Genomic DNA, 16,684 nt, shown 5'->3' with positions numbered 1-16,684 from the left:
GTTTTGGAAGGTAATGTCCACACTAAAGCATCCGGCGGTGAATGCAATCAGACCAATGGGTAGCAAGATCCTGTATCCACTGTAGATCCCCTGTGGGAGCGGGCTTGCTCGCGAAGGCGGCATTACATTCAACATTGATGTCGACTGACCCACCGCTTTCGCGAGCAAGCCCGCTCCCACAGGGGGACCTGTGTCAGCTCTTGATTTATCCGCGGTAGATCAGTCGCGAAGCCTTCTCGTTACGCAACGTCAGGTGTTCCATGCCCTGCCCCGGTGCGTCGGCTTCCTCGCGAGCCTTGAGAATCACACCGTGGTGCGGGGATTTGCTGCACACCGGGTCCGCGTTGGCGGCGTCGCCGGTCAGCATGAAGGCCTGGCAGCGGCAGCCGCCCAGGTCCTTGTGCTTTTCATCGCAGGAGCGGCACGGTTCCTTCATCCAGTCATCGCCACGAAAGCGATTGAAACCGAAAGAATCAGTCCAGATGTGCTCGATGCTGTGCTCGCGCACATTGGGAAACTGCACCGGCAACTGTCGGGCGCTGTGGCAAGGCAACGCCGTACCGTCGGGGGTGATGTCGAGAAACAGATTGGCCCAGCCGTTCATGCAGGTCTTGGGGCGTTCTTCGTAGTAGTCCGGGGTGACGAAGATCAGCTTGCACGGATGACCCTGCGCTTCAAGACGCTCGCGGTATTCGTTAGTGATGCGCTCGGCACGCTGCAATTGTTCGCGCGTGGGCAACAAGCAAACCCGGTTGAGCTCGGCCCAGCCGTAGAACTGGCACGTCGCCAACTCGACGAAATCCGCTTCCAGTTCCAGGCACAAGTCGATGATCTGCGCGATCTGGTCGATGTTGTGCCGATGGGTGACGAAGTTCAGCACCATCGGGTAGCCCTGGGCCTTCACCGCACGGGCCATCGCGAGTTTCTGGGCGAAGGCCTTGCGCGAGCCGGCGAGCATGTTGTTCACCGCTTCGTCGGCGGCCTGGAAGCTGATCTGGATATGGTCCAGCCCCGCGACCTTGAAATCGCGCACTTTCTGCTCGGTCAGGCCAATGCCCGAAGTGATCAGGTTAGTGTAGTAACCCATGTCCCGGGCGGCCTTGATCAGTTCGGCCAGGTCCGGGCGAACCAACGGCTCGCCGCCGGAAAAGCCCAGTTGCGCGGCGCCCATCTCCCGGGCCTCGCGAAACACCCGGATCCACTCTTCGGTGCTCAACTCTTCGCCTGACTGGGCAAAGTCCAGCGGGTTGGAGCAATACGGGCATTGCAACGGGCAACGGTAGGTCAGCTCCGCCAACAGCCACAGCGGCGGGCCCGGAGGCGAGTCACTCGATCCAGAATTGAGCATGGGCCACCTCCAGAAATGCCAGCACATCTTCGTCGATCCCCGGTACGCCGGGGAAACTCTCAGACAGTCGATCAATGATCGTTGCAACGCTACGCTGGCCGTCCACCAGTTCAAGGATCTGCCCAGCACTGACATTGAGTTTGATCATGCCTTCGGGGTACAGCAGGACGTGACAGTCCTGACGCGGTTCCCATTGCAGGCGAAAACCCTGACGCAGCGATGGTGATTGTTCGCGGTTGATCAGGCTCACAGGGCAATCCCCCGGTGCCAGACCCGCTCCGTGGTGACGCTGTGATACGGCGGGCGCTCCAGCTCGTAGGCCATGCTCATGGCGTCGAGCATGCTCCACAGCACGTCGAGCTTGAATTGCAGGATTTCCAGCATGCGTTGCTGGCCTTCGACCGTGACGTAGTGCGTGAGCGTGATGCGCAAGCCATGCTCGACATCCCGTCGCGCCTGACCCAGGCGAGTACGGAAATAGTCGTAACCGCCGACGTCGATCCACGGGTAATGGGTCGGCCAGGCATCGAGCCGGGATTGGTGGATCTGTGGCGCAAACAGCTCGGTCAGCGAACTGCTGGCGGCTTCCTGCCAACAGGCCCGACGGGCGAAATTGACGTAGGCGTCGACGGCGAAACGTACACCGGGCAGCACCAGTTCCTGGGAGAGGATCTGCTCGCGATCCAGTCCCACCGCTTCGCCCAGCCGCAGCCAGGCTTCGATGCCGCCCTCGCTGCCGGGTGCACCGTCGTGGTCGAGAATTCGTTGCAGCCATTCCCGGCGCACGTCGCGGTCCGGGCAGTTGGCGAGAATCGCCGCGTCCTTCAGGGGGATGTTCACCTGATAATAGAAGCGATTGGCGACCCAGCCTTGAATCTGCTCGCGGGTTGATCGGCCGGCGTACATGGCTTGGTGGAATGGATGATGGATGTGGTAGTAGGCGCCTTTGGCGCGCAGGGCCGCTTCGAATTCGGTGGGGGTCATTGGGGTGGCAGTCATTGCGGTTCTCCTGGAAGCTCTGCGGTGTCTGTTCTGGCGCCTTCGCGAGCAAGCCCGCTCCCACAAGGGGTCTTCGGTGTACACAAAACCCTGTGGGAGCGGGCTTGCTCGCGAAGGCGCCCTCCGCTACAGCTCAATACTCATGCCGTCATAGGCCACTTCGATCCCGCGCCGCTCCAGCAGCGCCCGCTCGGCGGAGTCTTCATCGAGGATCGGGTTGGTGTTGTTGATGTGGATCAGCACCTTGCGCTGGCGGGTGAAGCCTTCAAGGATGTCGAGCATGCCGCCGGGGCCGCTTTGCGACAGGTGACCCATTTCACTGCCCAGGTTCTGGCCGACGTCGCAGACTCGCATCTCGTCGTCGCGCCACAAGGTGCCGTCCAGCAACAGGCAATCGGCGCGTTGCATCCAGCTCAGCACCTCGTCGTCGACTTGGCCCAGACCCGGCGCGTAGAACAGCGAAGCACCGCTGCGCCGGTCTTCGATAAACAAGCCGATGGTGTCGCCCGGCTGCGGATTGCCGCGATTGGGCGAGTACGGCGGTGCGTTGCTGACCAAGGGGATCGCGCGAAATCTCAGGTGTGCACACGCTGGGATGCTGAAGGGCTCGCGGTCCAGTTCGACCGGTTGCCACTGCAACCCGCCGTTCCAGTGCTTGAGCATGGTGAACAACGGGAAGCCGCTGCTGAGGTCTTCATGGACCCGTTCGGTGCACCACACCGAATGCGGGCAGCCTTCGCGCAGGCTCAACAGGCCGGTGCAATGGTCGATCTGGCTGTCCAGCAGGACGATGCCGGCAATCGCGGTATCACGCACCCGGCGCGCCGGTTGCAGCGGCGCGAAACTCTCGAGTTGCGCGCGAATGTCCGGTGAAGCATTGCACAGCACCCAATCCACACCGTTGTCGCTCAGGGCAATCGAGGACTGGGTCCGGCGTTGGGCCCGCAGGCTGCCATTGCGCATCGCGGCGCACTGGCGGCAGTTGCAATTCCATTGCGGAAAACCACCGCCAGCGGCGGATCCGAGAACGCGAATGTGCATGGGCAATGCTCCAGAAGGCAGGCCCGGCCAACGCAACAGCTGGCCGGGAGATCAATCAGCGGTTGGCGAAATACATCGTCACTTCGAAGCCAATGCGCAGATCGGTAAACGCGGGTTTAGTCCACATGGGTCAATCCTCTTCTTGTGCCGGACGATTCCGGTAAAGCCATTAATGCACGGGGCGCCAGGCACCCGAATGCTACTTTCGAACGAGGTGGCGGCGTGCATTGGTAGGGGGTGTTGCGCGGTTTTCCAGTACACACAGAACCAATGTGGGAGCGGGCTTGCTCGCGAAAGCGGTCTGTCAGTCACATCAATATTGGATGTGCCGCCGCCTTCGCGAGCAAGCCCGCTCCCACAAGGGGGTGTGGTGCCTGTCAGGTTAGAAGAACCCCATCGGATTGATGTCGTAGCTCACCAGCAGGTTTTTGGTCTGCTGATAGTGGTCGAGCATCATCTTGTGGTTTTCACGGCCGACACCGGACTTCTTGTAGCCACCGAACGCGGCGTGGGCCGGGTAAAGGTGGTAGCAGTTGGTCCAGACACGCCCGGCCTTGATCGCCCGGCCCATGCGGTAGGCACGGTTGATGTCGCGGGTCCACAGACCGGCGCCGAGGCCGAACTCGCTGTCGTTGGCAATCGCCAGGGCTTCGGCTTCGTCCTTGAAGGTGGTGATACCCACCACTGGGCCGAAGATTTCTTCCTGGAACACGCGCATTTTGTTGTGGCCCTTGAGCAGGGTCGGCTGGATGTAATAACCCGTCGACAAATCGCCCTCAAGACGCTCGGCCGCGCCACCGGTGAGCAGCTCGGCGCCCTCTTCCTGGGCGATTTTCAGGTACGAGAGGATCTTGTCGTATTGCTGCTCGGACGCCTGGGCGCCGACCATGGTTTCGGTGTCCAGCGGGTTACCGCGCTTGATCTTGACGATCTTCTGCATCACCACTTTCATGAAGTCGTCGTAAATCGACTCCTGCACCAGCGCTCGCGATGGGCAGGTGCAGACTTCGCCCTGGTTGAAGAACGCCAGCACCAAACCTTCGGCGGCCTTCTCGATGAACTGCGGCTCGGCTTGCATGATGTCTTCGAAGAAGATGTTCGGCGACTTGCCGCCCAGTTCGACAGTGCTCGGAATGATGTTCTCGGCCGCACATTTCATGATGTGCGCGCCAATCGGGGTGGAACCGGTGAAGGCAATCTTGGCGATGCGCTTGCTGGTGGCCAGCGCCTCACCGGCTTCACGACCGAAGCCCTGAACGATGTTCAGCACGCCGGGTGGCAGCAAATCGGCGATCAGTTCAGCGAAGACCATGATCGACAGCGGCGTCTGCTCGGCGGGTTTGAGTACCACGCAGTTACCGGCAGCCAGGGCCGGGGCGAGTTTCCAGGCGGCCATCAGCAGCGGGAAGTTCCACGGGATGATCTGCCCGACCACGCCCAGCGGCTCGTGGAAGTGATAGGCGGTGGTCAGCTCGTTGATCTCGGCGGCACCGCCCTCTTGAGCGCGGATGCAACCGGCGAAGTAACGGAAATGGTCGGCGGCCAGCGGCACGTCGGCATTGAGGGTTTCGCGCACGGCTTTGCCGTTGTCCCAGGACTCGGTGACGGCGAGGATTTCCAGGTTCTGCTCGATGCGGTCGGCGATTTTCAGCAGCACCAGTGAGCGGTCTTGCGCCGAGGTCTTGCCCCAGGCGTCAGCGGCGGCATGCGCGGCGTCGAGGGCTTTTTCGATGTCCGCGGCGTTGGAGCGAGGGAATTCGGCGATCACTTCACCGGTGACCGGCGAGGAGTTGGTGAAGTACTCACCATTGACCGGCGCGACGAACTCGCCGCCGATGAAATTGCCGTAGCGCGGTTTAAACGTAACGATGGCGCCAGGTGTACCAGGTTGTGCGTAGATCATGGTGGGCCTCTGTCTGGGTCGATGCCTGTCGGGCAAACAGGCGATGAACCGATAGTAGAGAGCCCTGCGCGTCAGACGTATGCGCCGTTGGCAGGAGGACTCTCGTTATTTGGTAGTAGGTTTCACACAAATTCCCATGTGGGAGCGGGCTTGCTCGCGAAGGCAGCGGCACATCCAACATTGATGTGACTGACATACCGTTTTCGCGAGCAAGCCCGCTCCCACAGGGGTTATGCGATTGATCGTTCCCACGCTCCGCGTGGGAATGCAGCCAGGGACGCTCTGCGTCCCAGAGCGGACGCGGAGCGTCCGGTGAGGCATTCCCACGCAGAGCGTGGGAACGATCAGTGGCAGGTATCAGTGCTTGGCCACCAGGTCTTTCGGCAGCTTGAACGTCCAGAGCATGCCGCCTTGGTTGAAGTCCTTGATGCGCTTGGCCACTTCGCCGCCCCACAGCGGTACGGCACCACCCCAACCGGACAGCACCGAGACGTACTGTTCGCCGTCCATTTCCCAAGTTACAGGGGAGCCGAGTACGCCGGAGCCGGTCTGGAATTCCCAGACTTTCTCGCCGGTCTTGGCATTGAACGCCTGCAGGAAACCTTCCGGCGTGCCGGTGAACACCAGGTTGCCCTTGGTGGTCAGCACTCCGCCCCACAGTGGCGCGTAGTTCTTGTGGCGCCAGACTTCCTTGCCGGTTTTCGGGTCGATGGCGCGAAGCACGCCGATGTAGTCTTCATTCAACGGTTTGATGGTGAAACCGGCACCGAGGAACGCCGCGCCTTTCTTGTAGGCGATGCCTTCGTTCCAGATGTCCATGCCCCATTCGTTGGACGGCACATAGAACAGTCCGGTGTCCTTGTTGTAGGCCATCGGCATCCAGTTTTTCGCACCGAGGAATGCTGGTGCTACGAATACCGAACTGCCTTTGGCTTCGGTGCCCGGTGCGCCTGGACGGCTGGCTTCGTTGTAGATCGGCCGGCCGTCTTTATCCAGGCCGGTGGCCCAGGTGATCTTGTCCACGAACGGGAAGCCGCGGATGAATTTGCCGTTGGTGCGATCCAGCACGTAGAAAAAGCCGTTACGGTCAGCGGTCGCGGCGGCTTTGATCTCTTTGCCGCCTTCGGTGTAGTTGAACGAGATCAGCTCGTTTACGCCGTCATAGTCCCAGCCGTCGTGAGGCGTGCTCTGGAAGTGCCACTTGATGGTGCCGTCGTCCGGGTTCAGCGCCAGACGCGACGAGGAGTAAAGGTTGTCGCCAGGACGCAGGTGCGAGTTCCATGGCGCCGGGTTGCCGGTGCCGAACAGCAGCAGATTGGTTTCCGGGTCGTAGTAACCGCCCAGCCAAGGCGCCGCGCCGCCGGTTTTCCAGAGGTCGCCGGGCCAGGTCTTGCCGGCTTCACCGCCGGAGATGCCGTTCTCTACCGCTTTGCCGTCCTTGTAGGTGTAGCCCATGTGGCCTTCGACGGTGGGACGGGTCCACAGCAGGTCGCCGTTTTTCGGGTCGTAGGCTTCGATTTTGCCCACCACCCCGAACTCGCCACCGGCGACGCCGGTGATCAGTTTGCCGTTGATCACCAACGGCGCGGCGCTGATGGAATAGCCTTCCTTGTGGTCGGCGACTTTCTTGCTCCAGACGACTTTGCCGGTGTCCTTGTTCAAGGCCACAAGCTTGGCGTCGAGGGTGCCGAAGATCACCAGGTCGCCGTACAGCGCGACACCCCGGTTGATCACGTCGCAGCAAGGGCGGATGTCATCGGGCAGGCGCGCATCGTATTGCCAGAGCTTCTTGCCGGTGCGCGCATCCACCGCAAACACCCGCGAGTAGGAACCGGTCATGTACATCACGCCGTCCTTGATCATCGGCTGTGCTTGCTGACCGCGTTGTTTTTCACCGCCGAAGGAGAATGCCCAGACCGGCCGCAAATCCTTCACGTTGTTGACGTTGAGCGTGTCCAGCGGGCTGTAGCGTTGACCCTGGACGCCCAGACCGTTGGTGACGATCTGCTCCGGGTTCTTGGGGTCCTGGAGGATGTCTTTATCAGTGACGCCGGCCAATGCCGAGCCAGACAACAGCATGGCACTGAGCAGCACACTCAAGACGAAGGGTTGGCGACGTGCGGGTTGGGTCATGACGGCTACCTCTGCAGTTTTTTGTTATACCCGGTAAATTTTCCCGGTCTGGTGCAGATTCTTGGGCGCCGCCGCCCTTGGAACAATTGCCCGCAGTGCTGAGATTGCTAGTTCCTTAGTACCGGGTCGGATGAGATGGACACCGGATATATAGATCGACACTGGCCCCTGTGGGAGCGGGCTTGCTCGCGAAGACGGTGTGTCAGGCGACATCAATGGTGAAAGTGAGGGCCTCTTCGCGAGCAAGCCCGCTCCCACAGGGGATTTTTGTTGATCATTTGTTCGCGGCGGAATCGACTCGGGGCATTTGTGCGCGCTCGTAGCGCGGATACAGGTGACTGACACTGCGGATCAGCTCGTAACGACTCAGGCTGATCCCGGCAAACCGTTCGGGAATGGGGCTGCGGATCATCTCGGCCATATCACTGCCATTGGCGGCGCCATCGCGCATGAGCTGGTCGAGCCAGCTCAGGTAGTCGCGCATTTGCTCGAGCGGCTGTTGATCGCTGGCCACCGGTCCATGGCCGGGGACGATCAGCGTCCATGGCAAGCCTTGAAGCGTGGCGATGTCCGCCAGCCAAACCGACAGCCCCGGACTGTTGGGGGTGGTCAGCGCCCGTTGGTAAAACACCAGGTCCCCGGCAAACAGCACGCCGGTTTTCTGGTCGAGAATAGCCAGATCCGCGCCCGTGTGCCCACCCAGGCCCAGCAGACGCAGATCGTGATTCCCAAAACTTTGCACGCCGGGCGTCAGCGTCCGGGTCGGCAACACCACTTCGGTGCCGCGCATCCAGTCGCCCACCAGGCGATACATGTTCTCGGCCATGGCATCGCCCTGCTGATGCAACAGTTCGGTGGTGCCGGCCAACGCGCCGATCGGCACGTCAGTGAAGGCCTGGTTGCCGAGCACATGATCAGGATGATGATGGGTCAGCAGCACATCGATCACAGGTTTATCGGTGATCGCGGCAATCGCTTTGCGCATCGCTTCGCCGTAGCGTTTCGACGGCCCGGTATCGATCACCACCACACCCTGCTCGGTGACGATGAACGCGGTGTTGACGATGTTGCCGCCGTTGGCCTTGGCGAAATTATCGGTGCTGCCTTCCAGCAGCCAGGTGTCTTCGGCGATCTGTCGGGGCTTGATTGAGTACTCGAGATCGGCCAGGGCCGGCAGACTCAGGCTCATGAACAACAGCAGCATCCAGCGCATCACGCGCTCCTTTGGGTCAGGGTATGGCCGCATCGAATTGATTGCCGCTGTTGTCGCGCAGCATCAGGCGCGTCTGCCCTGCCCCTTCGATATCGAAGGCCAGGTTGGGGTTTTCACTGACGGCGGGAAACAACTCCAAACGGGCCAGCAGCTGATCGTTCTGATCCCGCAGTTCGGCATGGTTGATGAAGAATTCCGGGATGCCGCTGACCATGCCGTTGTCCATCGGATGCGCCACCTGCAAGCGCACACGGCTGAATTCACCACGGGGATAACGACCGCCCAGCACTTCGCCGATGTGCTCTTCCCAGCCCGGTTGAGTGCGCACCACACTCGGCGCCGTGCAACCACCGCCTGCCGCATCGATCAGCGTCGAGCCGACATGCCACAACCCATCACGGGTCAGCACTGCCGCGCGCAATGGCGTTGCCTGTTCGATACGGATGCGGATCGACAGCCAGGGCAGCACGCGGTCCAGCGGTTGGAAATCGACAATTTTCGGCAAAGGGTTGAGTTCAGCCCAGGCGAGGATTTTCACCACTTCGCCCTTGAACGATCGCGCATCGATTTCCAGCGGCACTTGCCGGGCGTCTTCAGCGAACGGTGGCGCCAGCAGCTTGACCCGCTCGTCGAACACGAACGGCGCATCGCCGAGCATTTGCTTGTGATAGAAGGCCCACATCACCGAGGGCACCGGGTCTTTGCCCGGGTCGATGTCCACCGCGTGCGCGGCGATGGGTAACCAACAGGCCAACAGACAAGCCGCTCGCCAGTTCACTGTTGATACATCTCGGGCACGTCATAGCGCAGGCCGTAATGGCCATAAATGGTCTTGACTGCGCCTTCGCGAATCAAGGTTTCCAACGCCTCTTCCACGGCATAGGCCAGTTGACGGTTGCTTTCGTGCACCGCCATGCCGATCTCCCAAAGCTGCTTGCCCATGTTCGGGTAGGCGTTCTCCGCCAGCGCCACTTGCGGGTCATTGGCTTCATGAACCTGCCAGTCGATCTCGCCGCGCATGGCCATGACGGCGTCGACTTCACCGGCCTTCATGGCCGCGAAAGCCTGGGGCACGCCGGGATAGTGGTGGGTTTTGCCGGCAAGCATGCCGTTGAACACCGAGGTCAGGTAGAACGACGGTACGCTGTCGACTTCGACGCCGATCGGGTGGTGCTCGAACACGGCGACGCTACCGACTTTGTCCAGCCGGCGACGGTCATAGGCAACCTGCCATTGTTCGTTCTGGTACGGCCCGAACATCACCACATGGCCGTTTTCCAGCTCACCCAGTTCATTGCGCTTCTGCGCGTAATCGCGGTCGTACGGCACGCGCATCATCAGATCGGCCAGTTGCAGGTCGTGCAATTGACTGGCGCGCCAGATGTAATCGCGCAGGTCGTCATCGAGCTTCTCGCCGGCGGGCGCCCAAATCAACGTCAGGTGCACGCCGAGTGCCTTGGCCAATGCCTCGGCGAGTTCGACATCAACGCCACGGGCCTGGCCGGCATCTTCAAAACTGTAGGGGGCGAAGTCCTTGTAGACCGCCACTTTGAGTTCCCTGGCGGCGATCATTTCGTCATAGGTACGGACCTGCGCCTGCACTGCCGGGCAGCACAGCAACACAGCACTGATCAACGCAGCGAGCAGGCGCATGGATTACTCCTCGACGTGAACGCTGTCCAGATAAGTGCGTACCGCCCACAAGGCTTCCTGGCTCAGGTAGTCGGCCATCTTCGGCATGTAGACCCGGCCGTCACGCACGGCGCCATGGCGCACGCGTTCGACGAACCACTCATCACCGGCATCAGCGACATCGAGCATGCGCAAATCAGGGGCGATGCCACCGGACTTGGCTTCCAGGCCATGACAGGCCGCACAGTTCTGGTTGTAAGCCGAGGAGCCGATTTCCAGGGCTTTGTCATGTTCCGGCGAGGTGCGGTAAGGGTTCACCGATGCCCAACCATCGGCATCGATCGGCACACCGGCGTCTTTGATCGGGGTCAGGCCTGGTGTTTCGACAGCCTGAGGGACCACGTTGCCGTGGGCCCAGACAGAACCTGCGCTGATAAAGCCGGCCAGCAGACCGGCAACGAGTAAGGCGTTGCGTTTTGTTGTCATTGTTATGCCCTCTTGATTGCACGCAAAACCTCTTTGAAGAGGCTATGGCACCCATCTTAGGAAGGGCTTCGCACAAGCCCCATGCTGCTTTGGTGGTCGCGGTCTAGTTCCTTGGTAGTAGGGCTTGTGGCCGTACGGAAAGTATTCCCGGCAACAAGCGATTGTTCAGGATGCGAACATGGAGGGTTGCAGCGGTTACCCGACGACTTGGGACAAGTGTGCCTGGTGCCCCACCACTGATCGTTCCCACGCTCTGGTGGGAATGCCTCAACGGACGCTCCGCGTTCGGCTCTGGAAGGGACGCAGAGCGTCCCGGGCTGCATTCCCACGCAGAGCGTGGGAACGATCATCGACCCGCAGGCGCGGGCAAGACCAGCAATGGCGCGGGACGCGGGCCGTGGAGCTTGTCGACGCCGATCAGGGTCAGGATCAGTAGCAACGGCAAGAGCAGCGCTTTGAGAATACGCATGATCAATCGCCTCCCGTGTGATGGCCGTTATTGCCCATGCTAAAACCGCGCCACCCCGGGCGAGTTACTACCTTGGTACTGGCTCACTGGTACTTTCTGCATATTTCCTTCTGCCTCACAGCGTTCCTATGCTGGCGCTACCTGTAATGGAGTGCCTTATGCGCCAGCTTGCCCCTTACGCCCTGATCTATCTGTTGGCGATTGCCTGCGCCGCCGGGTTGGCGACCCAGAGCCAGGCTGCGGACACGCCGTTGCAGGTGCAGATCGGCTACCTGGGCTATCGCCCTGATCCGGGCCCGTTGCTGTCGAACGTCATTCCCGAGCCGGTCGATGCCGGACTGCGTGGCGCCGAACTGGCCATCACTGACAGCAACAGCACCGGGCGTTTCCTCAACCAGAGCTACACCCTGGTCAGCGCCAACGTCGACAATCCGGATGCCCTGGTCGAAGCGGCCAAGGCTCAACATGAACAAGGTCTGCGCCTGTTTGTCGTCAACGCACCGGCCGCCAGCCTGCGCCGGCTCGCCGCTGTGCTGCCCGACAGCTTGCTGTTCAACGCCGGCAGCCCCGACGACAGCCTGCGCACCACCGACTGCCTGCCGAACGTGCTGCACAGCTTGCCGAGCCGGGCGATGCTCGCCGATGCGCTGGCGCAATTTCTGGTGCTGCGCAAATGGCAACGGGCGCTGCTGATCGTCGGCCCGACCCCGGACGATCAAGCCTATGCGGCCGCCCTGCGCCGCGCCACCAAACGCTTTGGCCTGAAACTGGTCGCGGAAAAAGCCTGGAGTTTCGACAACGATCAGCGCCGCAGCGCCCAGGCCGACATGCCGCTGTTCACCCAGACCGCCGAGTACGACGTGGTGCTGGTGGCGGATGAACGGGGCGATTTCGGCGAATACGTGCCCTACCAGACCTGGTACCCACGGCCGGTCGCCGGCACTCAGGGACTGACCCCGGTGGGCTGGCACAAAACCGTGGAAACCTACGGCGCTGCCCAGTTGCAGAAACGCTTCGAAGCCCTGACCGGGCGCTGGATGAATGACCGCGATTTTGCGGCCTGGATCGCCGTGCGCAGCATCGCCAGTGCCGTGAGCAAACTGCGTCAGGTCGATCCGGTGGCGATCCGTACGCTTGAGATCAGCGATCAATTGCCACTGGACGGTTTCAAGGGTCGCAAGCTCAGTTATCGGCCGTGGAACGGCCAGTTGCGCCAACCTATTCCCATCGTGCAGCCCCGGGCGCTGGTCAGCACGTCGCCGCAAGACGGCTTCCTGCATCCCTTCAACGAAATGGACAGCCTCGGTTACGACAAGGCCGAAGTCACCTGCCGTTTTCCCTGACCCGATAATTAAAACAACAAGGAATCCGCCATGCGCCGCACCCTGCTCTGCCGCTCCCTGCTTTTCTGGGCCCTGCTGCTTGCCGCCGGGCACGCCGCGGCCAGCACCGCTTGGGTCTCCAACGAAAAGGACGACAGCCTGAGCCTGATCGACCTACAGACCCTGCAAGTCACCGACACCCTGCCCGTCGGCCAGCGCCCGCGCGGTCTGCTGCTGTCCCACGACAACAAGCTGCTGTACATCTGCGCCAGCGACTCGGACCGGGTCCAGGTGATGGACGTGGCCACGCGCAAGATCATCAAGGAACTGCCCTCGGGCAAAGATCCTGAACAATTCGCCCTGCACCCGAATAATCGCTGGCTGTACGTTTCCAACGAAGACGATGCGCTGGTGACGGTGATCGACACCGAAACCTCCAAGGTGCTGAGCCAGATCAACGTCGGCGTCGAACCCGAAGGCATGGCCGTCAGCCCCGACGGCAAGTGGGCGGTGAACACCAGTGAAACCACCAACATGCTGCACTGGATCGACACCAGCACCCAGACCCTGGCGGACAGCACCCTGGTGGATCAGCGGCCGCGCTTCGTCGAGTTCACACCCGATGGCTCGAAGCTCTGGGCTTCGGCGGAAATCGGCGGCACCGTGACCATTCTCGACGTCGCCACCCGCAAGGTCCTCAAGACCCTGACCTTCCAGATCAAGGGCGTGCACCCGGACAAAGTCCAGCCGGTGGGGATCAAGCTCAGCGCTGACGGCAAGTACGGTTTCGTCGCCCTCGGCCCAGCCAATCATGTGGCGGTGATCGATGCCAAGACTTTCGAAATCCTTGATTACCTGCTGGTGGGGCGACGGGTCTGGCAGATGTCGTTTACCCCGGATCAAAAGCAATTGCTCGCTACCAACGGTGTCAGCGGCGACGTGTCGGTGATCGATGTCGACAGCCTCAAGGTGACCAAGTCGATCAAGGTCGGGCGTTATCCGTGGGGCGTGGTGGTGACCCCATGAACGCACTCGAAGTCAGCGAACTGAGTTTCGCTTATGGTGCAAAAGAGGCGTTGCGTCAGGTGAGTTTCAGCCTGGCACCTGGCCGTTTCGCGGCGCTGCTCGGGCCGAATGGCGCGGGCAAATCGACGCTGATCGCCCTGCTCACTCGACTCTACGATTTGCAGCGCGGTGACATCCGCGTCGGCGGCTGTTCGTTGCGCAACGCAGCGCGTCCGGCGCTCAAGCAACTGGGTGTGGTGTTTCAGCAAAGCACATTGGACCTGGACCTCAGCGTCGAACAGAACCTGCGTTATCACGCCGCGCTGCATGGCATGTCCCGGCGTCAGACCGGCCTTCGGGTCGACGCCGAACTGGCCCGTCAGGCCTTGACCGAACGCCGTCGCGAGCGGGTTCGCGAACTCAACGGCGGCCACCGTCGCCGAGTGGAAATCGCCCGAGCGTTATTGCATGAACCGCGCCTGCTGCTGCTCGATGAGGCCAGTGTCGGCCTCGACCCGGCCAGTCGGCTGGCGCTCAATCAACACATACGCAGCCTGTGCCGCGAACAGAACATCAGTGTGCTCTGGACCACGCATTTGCTCGATGAAGTGCAGCCCAGCGATGACTTGCTGATTCTCCATCAGGGCCGGTTGGTGGCCAGCGGACAGGCCGACGCGCTGAGTCTGGAACACGGCGGCGATCTCGGTTCGGCCTTCGCTCGACTGACCACTTCAGGAGCCGTCCAATGAATGCCTACTGGCAATGTTTCAGCGGCATCGTGCTGCGCGAATGGCTGCGTTTCGTGTTGCAGCGCACGCGGTTTCTCAGTGCGCTGGTGCGGCCGTTGCTGTGGCTGTTGGTGTTCGCCGCCGGTTTTCGTGCGGCACTCGGGATCGCGATCATCGAGCCCTACGACACTTACATTCCCTACGAGGTCTACATCATCCCTGGGCTGGCCTGCATGATCCTGCTGTTCAACGGCATGCAAGGTTCGCTGTCGATGGTCTACGACCGGGAAATGGGCAGCATGCGCGTGCTGCTGACCAGCCCCCTGCCCCGGACCTTCCTGCTGTGCAGCAAACTGTTGGCCACCTCGCTGATCTCGCTGTTGCAGGTGTATGCCTTTCTGGCGATTGCCTGGGTGTACGGCGTGCAGCCACCGGCCATGGGGCTGTTGATCGCCTTGCCGGCATTGCTGCTGGTGGCGTTGATGCTCAGCGCGCTGGGTTTGTTGCTGTCCAACGCGATCCGTCAACTGGAGAACTTTGCCGGGGTGATGAATTTCGTGATCTTCCCGCTGTTTTTCTTGTCCTCAGCGCTGTATCCGCTGTGGAAGATGCGCGAGTCCAGCGAGTGGTTGTATTGGCTGTGTGCGTTGAACCCGTTCACCCATGCGGTGGAACTGGTGCGGTTTGCCTTGTATGAACGCTTCAATCCGTTGGCGCTGGCGGTGTGCATCGGGCTGACCCTGGTATTCGCGCTGCTCGCCGTACTCACCTTCAATCCGCAACACGCCGCCTTGCGAAAATCCAACTGACAACACAAATCCCCCTGTGGGAGCGGGCTTGCTCGCGAAGGCGGAGTATCAGCCAATGTAAATGTTGAATGTGAAGCCGCCTTCGCGAGCAAGCCCGCTCCCACAGGGGGATTTGTGTTGAACAGGGAGAAATTACTACTTTAGTACTGGTTTTCCTGTCTATCGTCGCATTCCAATCGCACCGAGACTGGCATGTAATAGGTTCATAACTATAAGGATTGAACCCCATGCCGCGTGCCCGACGTCGTCTGCTGCGCCCTTCTCTCGCTGCGCTATCGCTGAGCCTGTTGCTGGGCGTCGCGCAGGCCGAAACACCGCTGTTTTCCGCCGACGGCTATCGCATCGGCCTGTACCGCAGCCCGACCCCGAATCAAGTACAGGGCGCCGGCATCATCGATACCGCCGCCCTGCAAACCCTGCTGACCCAGACACCGCGTCCGCTGCTGATCGACGTCTACCGCCGCCAATGGCTGCAAGGACGTTTCATCGAGGACCAGCCCCACGAAAACCTCCCCGGCAGCCATTGGCTGGCCAATACCGGTGACGGTGACCTGACACCCGACTGGCAGGACTATTTTGCGCGTAAGCTGAATACATTGACCACTGGTGATCTCGCGCAACCGCTGGTCTTCTACTGCCGCTCCGATTGCTGGCTGAGCTGGAACGCCGTGAAGCGCGCCGCCGCCATGGGCTATAAGACTCTGTATTGGTATCGCGACGGCCTGGACGCCTGGCAGGCCGCCAGCCTGCCCGTAACGCCCGCCCAGCCAGAGCCCTTCCCCTGACCTTTACGCGTGCGAGTTGTTGCCACACCCTAATCAAAATAATGAGGTGAAAGGCTATGTACAAAATTCTGATTGCCGACGATCACCCGCTGTTTCGCGAAGCCATTCATAACGTCATCAGCGATGGTTTTCCGGGCAGCGAGGTGATGGAAACCGCCGACCTGGACAGCGCCCTGGTGCTCACGCAGGAACATGATGACCTGGACCTGATCCTGCTCGACCTGAACATGCCCGGCATGCACGGCCTCAATGGCCTGATCAACCTGCGCAACGAAGCGCCGACCATTCCGGTGGTGATCGTCTCGGCCGAACAGGACAAACAAGTCGTGCTGCAAGCCATCACTTATGGCGCGGTGGGTTTCATCACCAAATCCTCGCCACGGGTGCAGATGACCGAAGCCATCCAGCAAATCCTCAACGGCAATGTCTACTTGCCGCCGGACATCATCCGCACGCAAAAAAGCGGTACAAGGCGCATGAACGACGCCCCGAGCTTCCCACCTGAACTGCTTCAGGCCTTGACCCGCAAACAGTTGCTGGTGCTCGAACGCATGACCAAGGGCGAGTCGAACAAACAGATCGCCTACACCCTGGAAATCGCCGAAACCACCGTCAAGGCCCACGTCTCGGCGATCCTGCGCAAACTCAATGTGCACAACCGGGTGCAGGCGATTTTGAGTGCCGGGGATATAGATTTCGGGTCTTACTTACGCCGCTGAGACCGAGTTGCCCCCTTCGCGAGCAAGTCGAATCGTCGCACCGCCGCTCCCACATTGGATCTGAGTCGCCTCGGTCAATTGTGGGAGCGGGC

At 61.1% G+C, this 16,684-nt stretch carries 18 protein-coding genes; 6 read left to right on the top strand and 12 right to left on the bottom strand.

Going from position 1 to position 16,684, the window contains the following annotated elements; all coding sequences use genetic code 11:
- Positions 1–205: 205 nt before the first annotated feature.
- The 12 genes from pqqE to KW848_RS31885 all read right to left on the bottom strand — a co-directional run bounded on the left by pqqE (position 206) and on the right by KW848_RS31885 (position 11,224).
- Positions 206–1,348 (bottom strand): pyrroloquinoline quinone biosynthesis protein PqqE, encoded by a 1,143-nt coding sequence (gene pqqE, locus KW848_RS20135; protein ID WP_218537853.1) that lies wholly within the window; start codon positions 1,346–1,348, stop codon positions 206–208.
- Positions 1,326–1,598 (bottom strand): pyrroloquinoline quinone biosynthesis peptide chaperone PqqD, encoded by a 273-nt coding sequence (pqqD, locus tag KW848_RS20130; protein WP_111452228.1) that lies wholly within the window; start codon positions 1,596–1,598, stop codon positions 1,326–1,328. The genes pqqE and pqqD overlap by 23 nt, the downstream gene beginning before the upstream one ends.
- On the bottom strand, positions 1,595–2,347 hold the full coding sequence (pqqC, locus tag KW848_RS20125; RefSeq protein WP_218537852.1) for a pyrroloquinoline-quinone synthase PqqC: 753 nt from the start codon (positions 2,345–2,347) through the stop codon (positions 1,595–1,597). Before pqqC ends, pqqD begins: the two co-directional genes overlap by 4 nt.
- Before the next feature lie 126 nt (positions 2,348–2,473).
- Entirely contained in the window at positions 2,474–3,388 is a 915-nt protein-coding gene (gene pqqB / locus KW848_RS20120) for a pyrroloquinoline quinone biosynthesis protein PqqB (protein WP_218537851.1), read from the bottom strand.
- A 55-nt stretch (positions 3,389–3,443) separates the two neighbouring features.
- Positions 3,444–3,515 (bottom strand): pyrroloquinoline quinone precursor peptide PqqA, encoded by a 72-nt coding sequence (gene pqqA / locus KW848_RS20115; RefSeq protein WP_003253598.1) that lies wholly within the window; start codon positions 3,513–3,515, stop codon positions 3,444–3,446.
- Between the two features lie 255 nt (positions 3,516–3,770).
- Complete coding sequence (locus KW848_RS20110) at positions 3,771–5,291, bottom strand: aldehyde dehydrogenase family protein (protein WP_008149755.1); 1,521 nt, start codon at positions 5,289–5,291, stop codon at positions 3,771–3,773.
- A 357-nt stretch (positions 5,292–5,648) separates the two neighbouring features.
- Positions 5,649–7,424, bottom strand: coding sequence for a PQQ-dependent methanol/ethanol family dehydrogenase (locus tag KW848_RS20105; protein ID WP_111452224.1), 1,776 nt, complete (start codon positions 7,422–7,424; stop codon positions 5,649–5,651).
- Between the two features lie 274 nt (positions 7,425–7,698).
- On the bottom strand, positions 7,699–8,637 hold the full coding sequence (locus tag KW848_RS20100; RefSeq protein ID WP_218537850.1) for a quinoprotein relay system zinc metallohydrolase 1: 939 nt from the start codon (positions 8,635–8,637) through the stop codon (positions 7,699–7,701).
- A gap of 16 nt (positions 8,638–8,653) precedes the next feature.
- Positions 8,654–9,415, bottom strand: coding sequence for a quinoprotein dehydrogenase-associated SoxYZ-like carrier (locus KW848_RS20095; RefSeq protein ID WP_218537849.1), 762 nt, complete (start codon positions 9,413–9,415; stop codon positions 8,654–8,656).
- Entirely contained in the window at positions 9,412–10,290 is an 879-nt protein-coding gene (locus tag KW848_RS20090) for an ABC transporter substrate-binding protein (protein WP_218537848.1), read from the bottom strand. The genes KW848_RS20095 and KW848_RS20090 overlap by 4 nt, the downstream gene beginning before the upstream one ends.
- A 3-nt stretch (positions 10,291–10,293) precedes the next feature.
- Positions 10,294–10,755, bottom strand: a complete 462-nt coding sequence (gene pedF / locus KW848_RS20085) for a cytochrome c-550 PedF (protein ID WP_218537847.1) — start codon at positions 10,753–10,755, stop codon at positions 10,294–10,296.
- A gap of 346 nt (positions 10,756–11,101) precedes the next feature.
- The gene (locus KW848_RS31885; protein ID WP_256365221.1) at positions 11,102–11,224 is read right to left on the bottom strand and encodes a hypothetical protein; all 123 of its coding nucleotides are present in this window, start codon (positions 11,222–11,224) and stop codon (positions 11,102–11,104) included.
- 158 nt (positions 11,225–11,382) lie between these two features.
- On the opposite strand from KW848_RS31885, the gene KW848_RS20080 reads away from it, so the two are divergent.
- The 6 genes from KW848_RS20080 (at position 11,383) to KW848_RS20055 (ending at position 16,592) form a co-directional block, all read left to right on the top strand.
- Complete coding sequence (locus KW848_RS20080; protein ID WP_218537846.1) at positions 11,383–12,567, top strand: ABC transporter substrate-binding protein; 1,185 nt, start codon at positions 11,383–11,385, stop codon at positions 12,565–12,567.
- Between the two features lie 30 nt (positions 12,568–12,597).
- Complete coding sequence (locus KW848_RS20075; protein WP_218537845.1) at positions 12,598–13,572, top strand: YVTN family beta-propeller repeat protein; 975 nt, start codon at positions 12,598–12,600, stop codon at positions 13,570–13,572.
- Complete coding sequence (locus KW848_RS20070) at positions 13,569–14,300, top strand: ABC transporter ATP-binding protein (protein ID WP_192409540.1); 732 nt, start codon at positions 13,569–13,571, stop codon at positions 14,298–14,300. Before KW848_RS20075 ends, KW848_RS20070 begins: the two co-directional genes overlap by 4 nt.
- Positions 14,297–15,088 carry an ABC transporter permease gene (locus KW848_RS20065; protein WP_111452215.1) on the top strand — a complete coding sequence of 264 codons (792 nt, stop codon included), beginning with the start codon at positions 14,297–14,299 and terminating at the stop codon, positions 15,086–15,088. Before KW848_RS20070 ends, KW848_RS20065 begins: the two co-directional genes overlap by 4 nt.
- A gap of 227 nt (positions 15,089–15,315) precedes the next feature.
- Positions 15,316–15,873, top strand: coding sequence for a PQQ-dependent catabolism-associated CXXCW motif protein (locus tag KW848_RS20060; protein WP_218537844.1), 558 nt, complete (start codon positions 15,316–15,318; stop codon positions 15,871–15,873).
- 56 nt (positions 15,874–15,929) lie between these two features.
- On the top strand, positions 15,930–16,592 hold the full coding sequence (locus KW848_RS20055; RefSeq protein WP_074876021.1) for a response regulator transcription factor: 663 nt from the start codon (positions 15,930–15,932) through the stop codon (positions 16,590–16,592).
- The last annotated feature ends 92 nt before the right edge of the window (positions 16,593–16,684 follow it).

It is taken from the genome of Pseudomonas sp. PDM25 (genome assembly GCF_019219045.1).
Taxonomy (GTDB): Bacteria; Pseudomonadota; Gammaproteobacteria; order Pseudomonadales; family Pseudomonadaceae; genus Aquipseudomonas.
This window is presented reverse-complemented; position numbering and strand designations above follow the sequence as displayed.

What these genes read in the sequence shown, in the direction of transcription:
- pqqE (WP_218537853.1), bottom strand. Translation starts at nt 1,348, where the DNA reads ATGCTCAATTCTGGATCGAGTGACTCGCCTCCGGGCCCGCCGCTGTGG.
- pqqC (WP_218537852.1), bottom strand. Translation starts at nt 2,347, where the DNA reads ATGACTGCCACCCCAATGACCCCCACCGAATTCGAAGCGGCCCTGCGC.
- pqqB (WP_218537851.1), bottom strand. Translation starts at nt 3,388, where the DNA reads ATGCACATTCGCGTTCTCGGATCCGCCGCTGGCGGTGGTTTTCCGCAA.
- KW848_RS20110 (WP_008149755.1), bottom strand. Translation starts at nt 5,291, where the DNA reads ATGATCTACGCACAACCTGGTACACCTGGCGCCATCGTTACGTTTAAA.
- KW848_RS20105 (WP_111452224.1), bottom strand. Translation starts at nt 7,424, where the DNA reads ATGACCCAACCCGCACGTCGCCAACCCTTCGTCTTGAGTGTGCTGCTC.
- KW848_RS20100 (WP_218537850.1), bottom strand. Translation starts at nt 8,637, where the DNA reads ATGCGCTGGATGCTGCTGTTGTTCATGAGCCTGAGTCTGCCGGCCCTG.
- KW848_RS20090 (WP_218537848.1), bottom strand. Translation starts at nt 10,290, where the DNA reads ATGCGCCTGCTCGCTGCGTTGATCAGTGCTGTGTTGCTGTGCTGCCCG.
- pedF (WP_218537847.1), bottom strand. Translation starts at nt 10,755, where the DNA reads ATGACAACAAAACGCAACGCCTTACTCGTTGCCGGTCTGCTGGCCGGC.
- KW848_RS31885 (WP_256365221.1), bottom strand. Translation starts at nt 11,224, where the DNA reads ATGCGTATTCTCAAAGCGCTGCTCTTGCCGTTGCTACTGATCCTGACC.
- KW848_RS20080 (WP_218537846.1), top strand. Translation starts at nt 11,383, where the DNA reads ATGCGCCAGCTTGCCCCTTACGCCCTGATCTATCTGTTGGCGATTGCC.
- KW848_RS20075 (WP_218537845.1), top strand. Translation starts at nt 12,598, where the DNA reads ATGCGCCGCACCCTGCTCTGCCGCTCCCTGCTTTTCTGGGCCCTGCTG.
- KW848_RS20070 (WP_192409540.1), top strand. Translation starts at nt 13,569, where the DNA reads ATGAACGCACTCGAAGTCAGCGAACTGAGTTTCGCTTATGGTGCAAAA.
- KW848_RS20065 (WP_111452215.1), top strand. Translation starts at nt 14,297, where the DNA reads ATGAATGCCTACTGGCAATGTTTCAGCGGCATCGTGCTGCGCGAATGG.
- KW848_RS20060 (WP_218537844.1), top strand. Translation starts at nt 15,316, where the DNA reads ATGCCGCGTGCCCGACGTCGTCTGCTGCGCCCTTCTCTCGCTGCGCTA.
- KW848_RS20055 (WP_074876021.1), top strand. Translation starts at nt 15,930, where the DNA reads ATGTACAAAATTCTGATTGCCGACGATCACCCGCTGTTTCGCGAAGCC.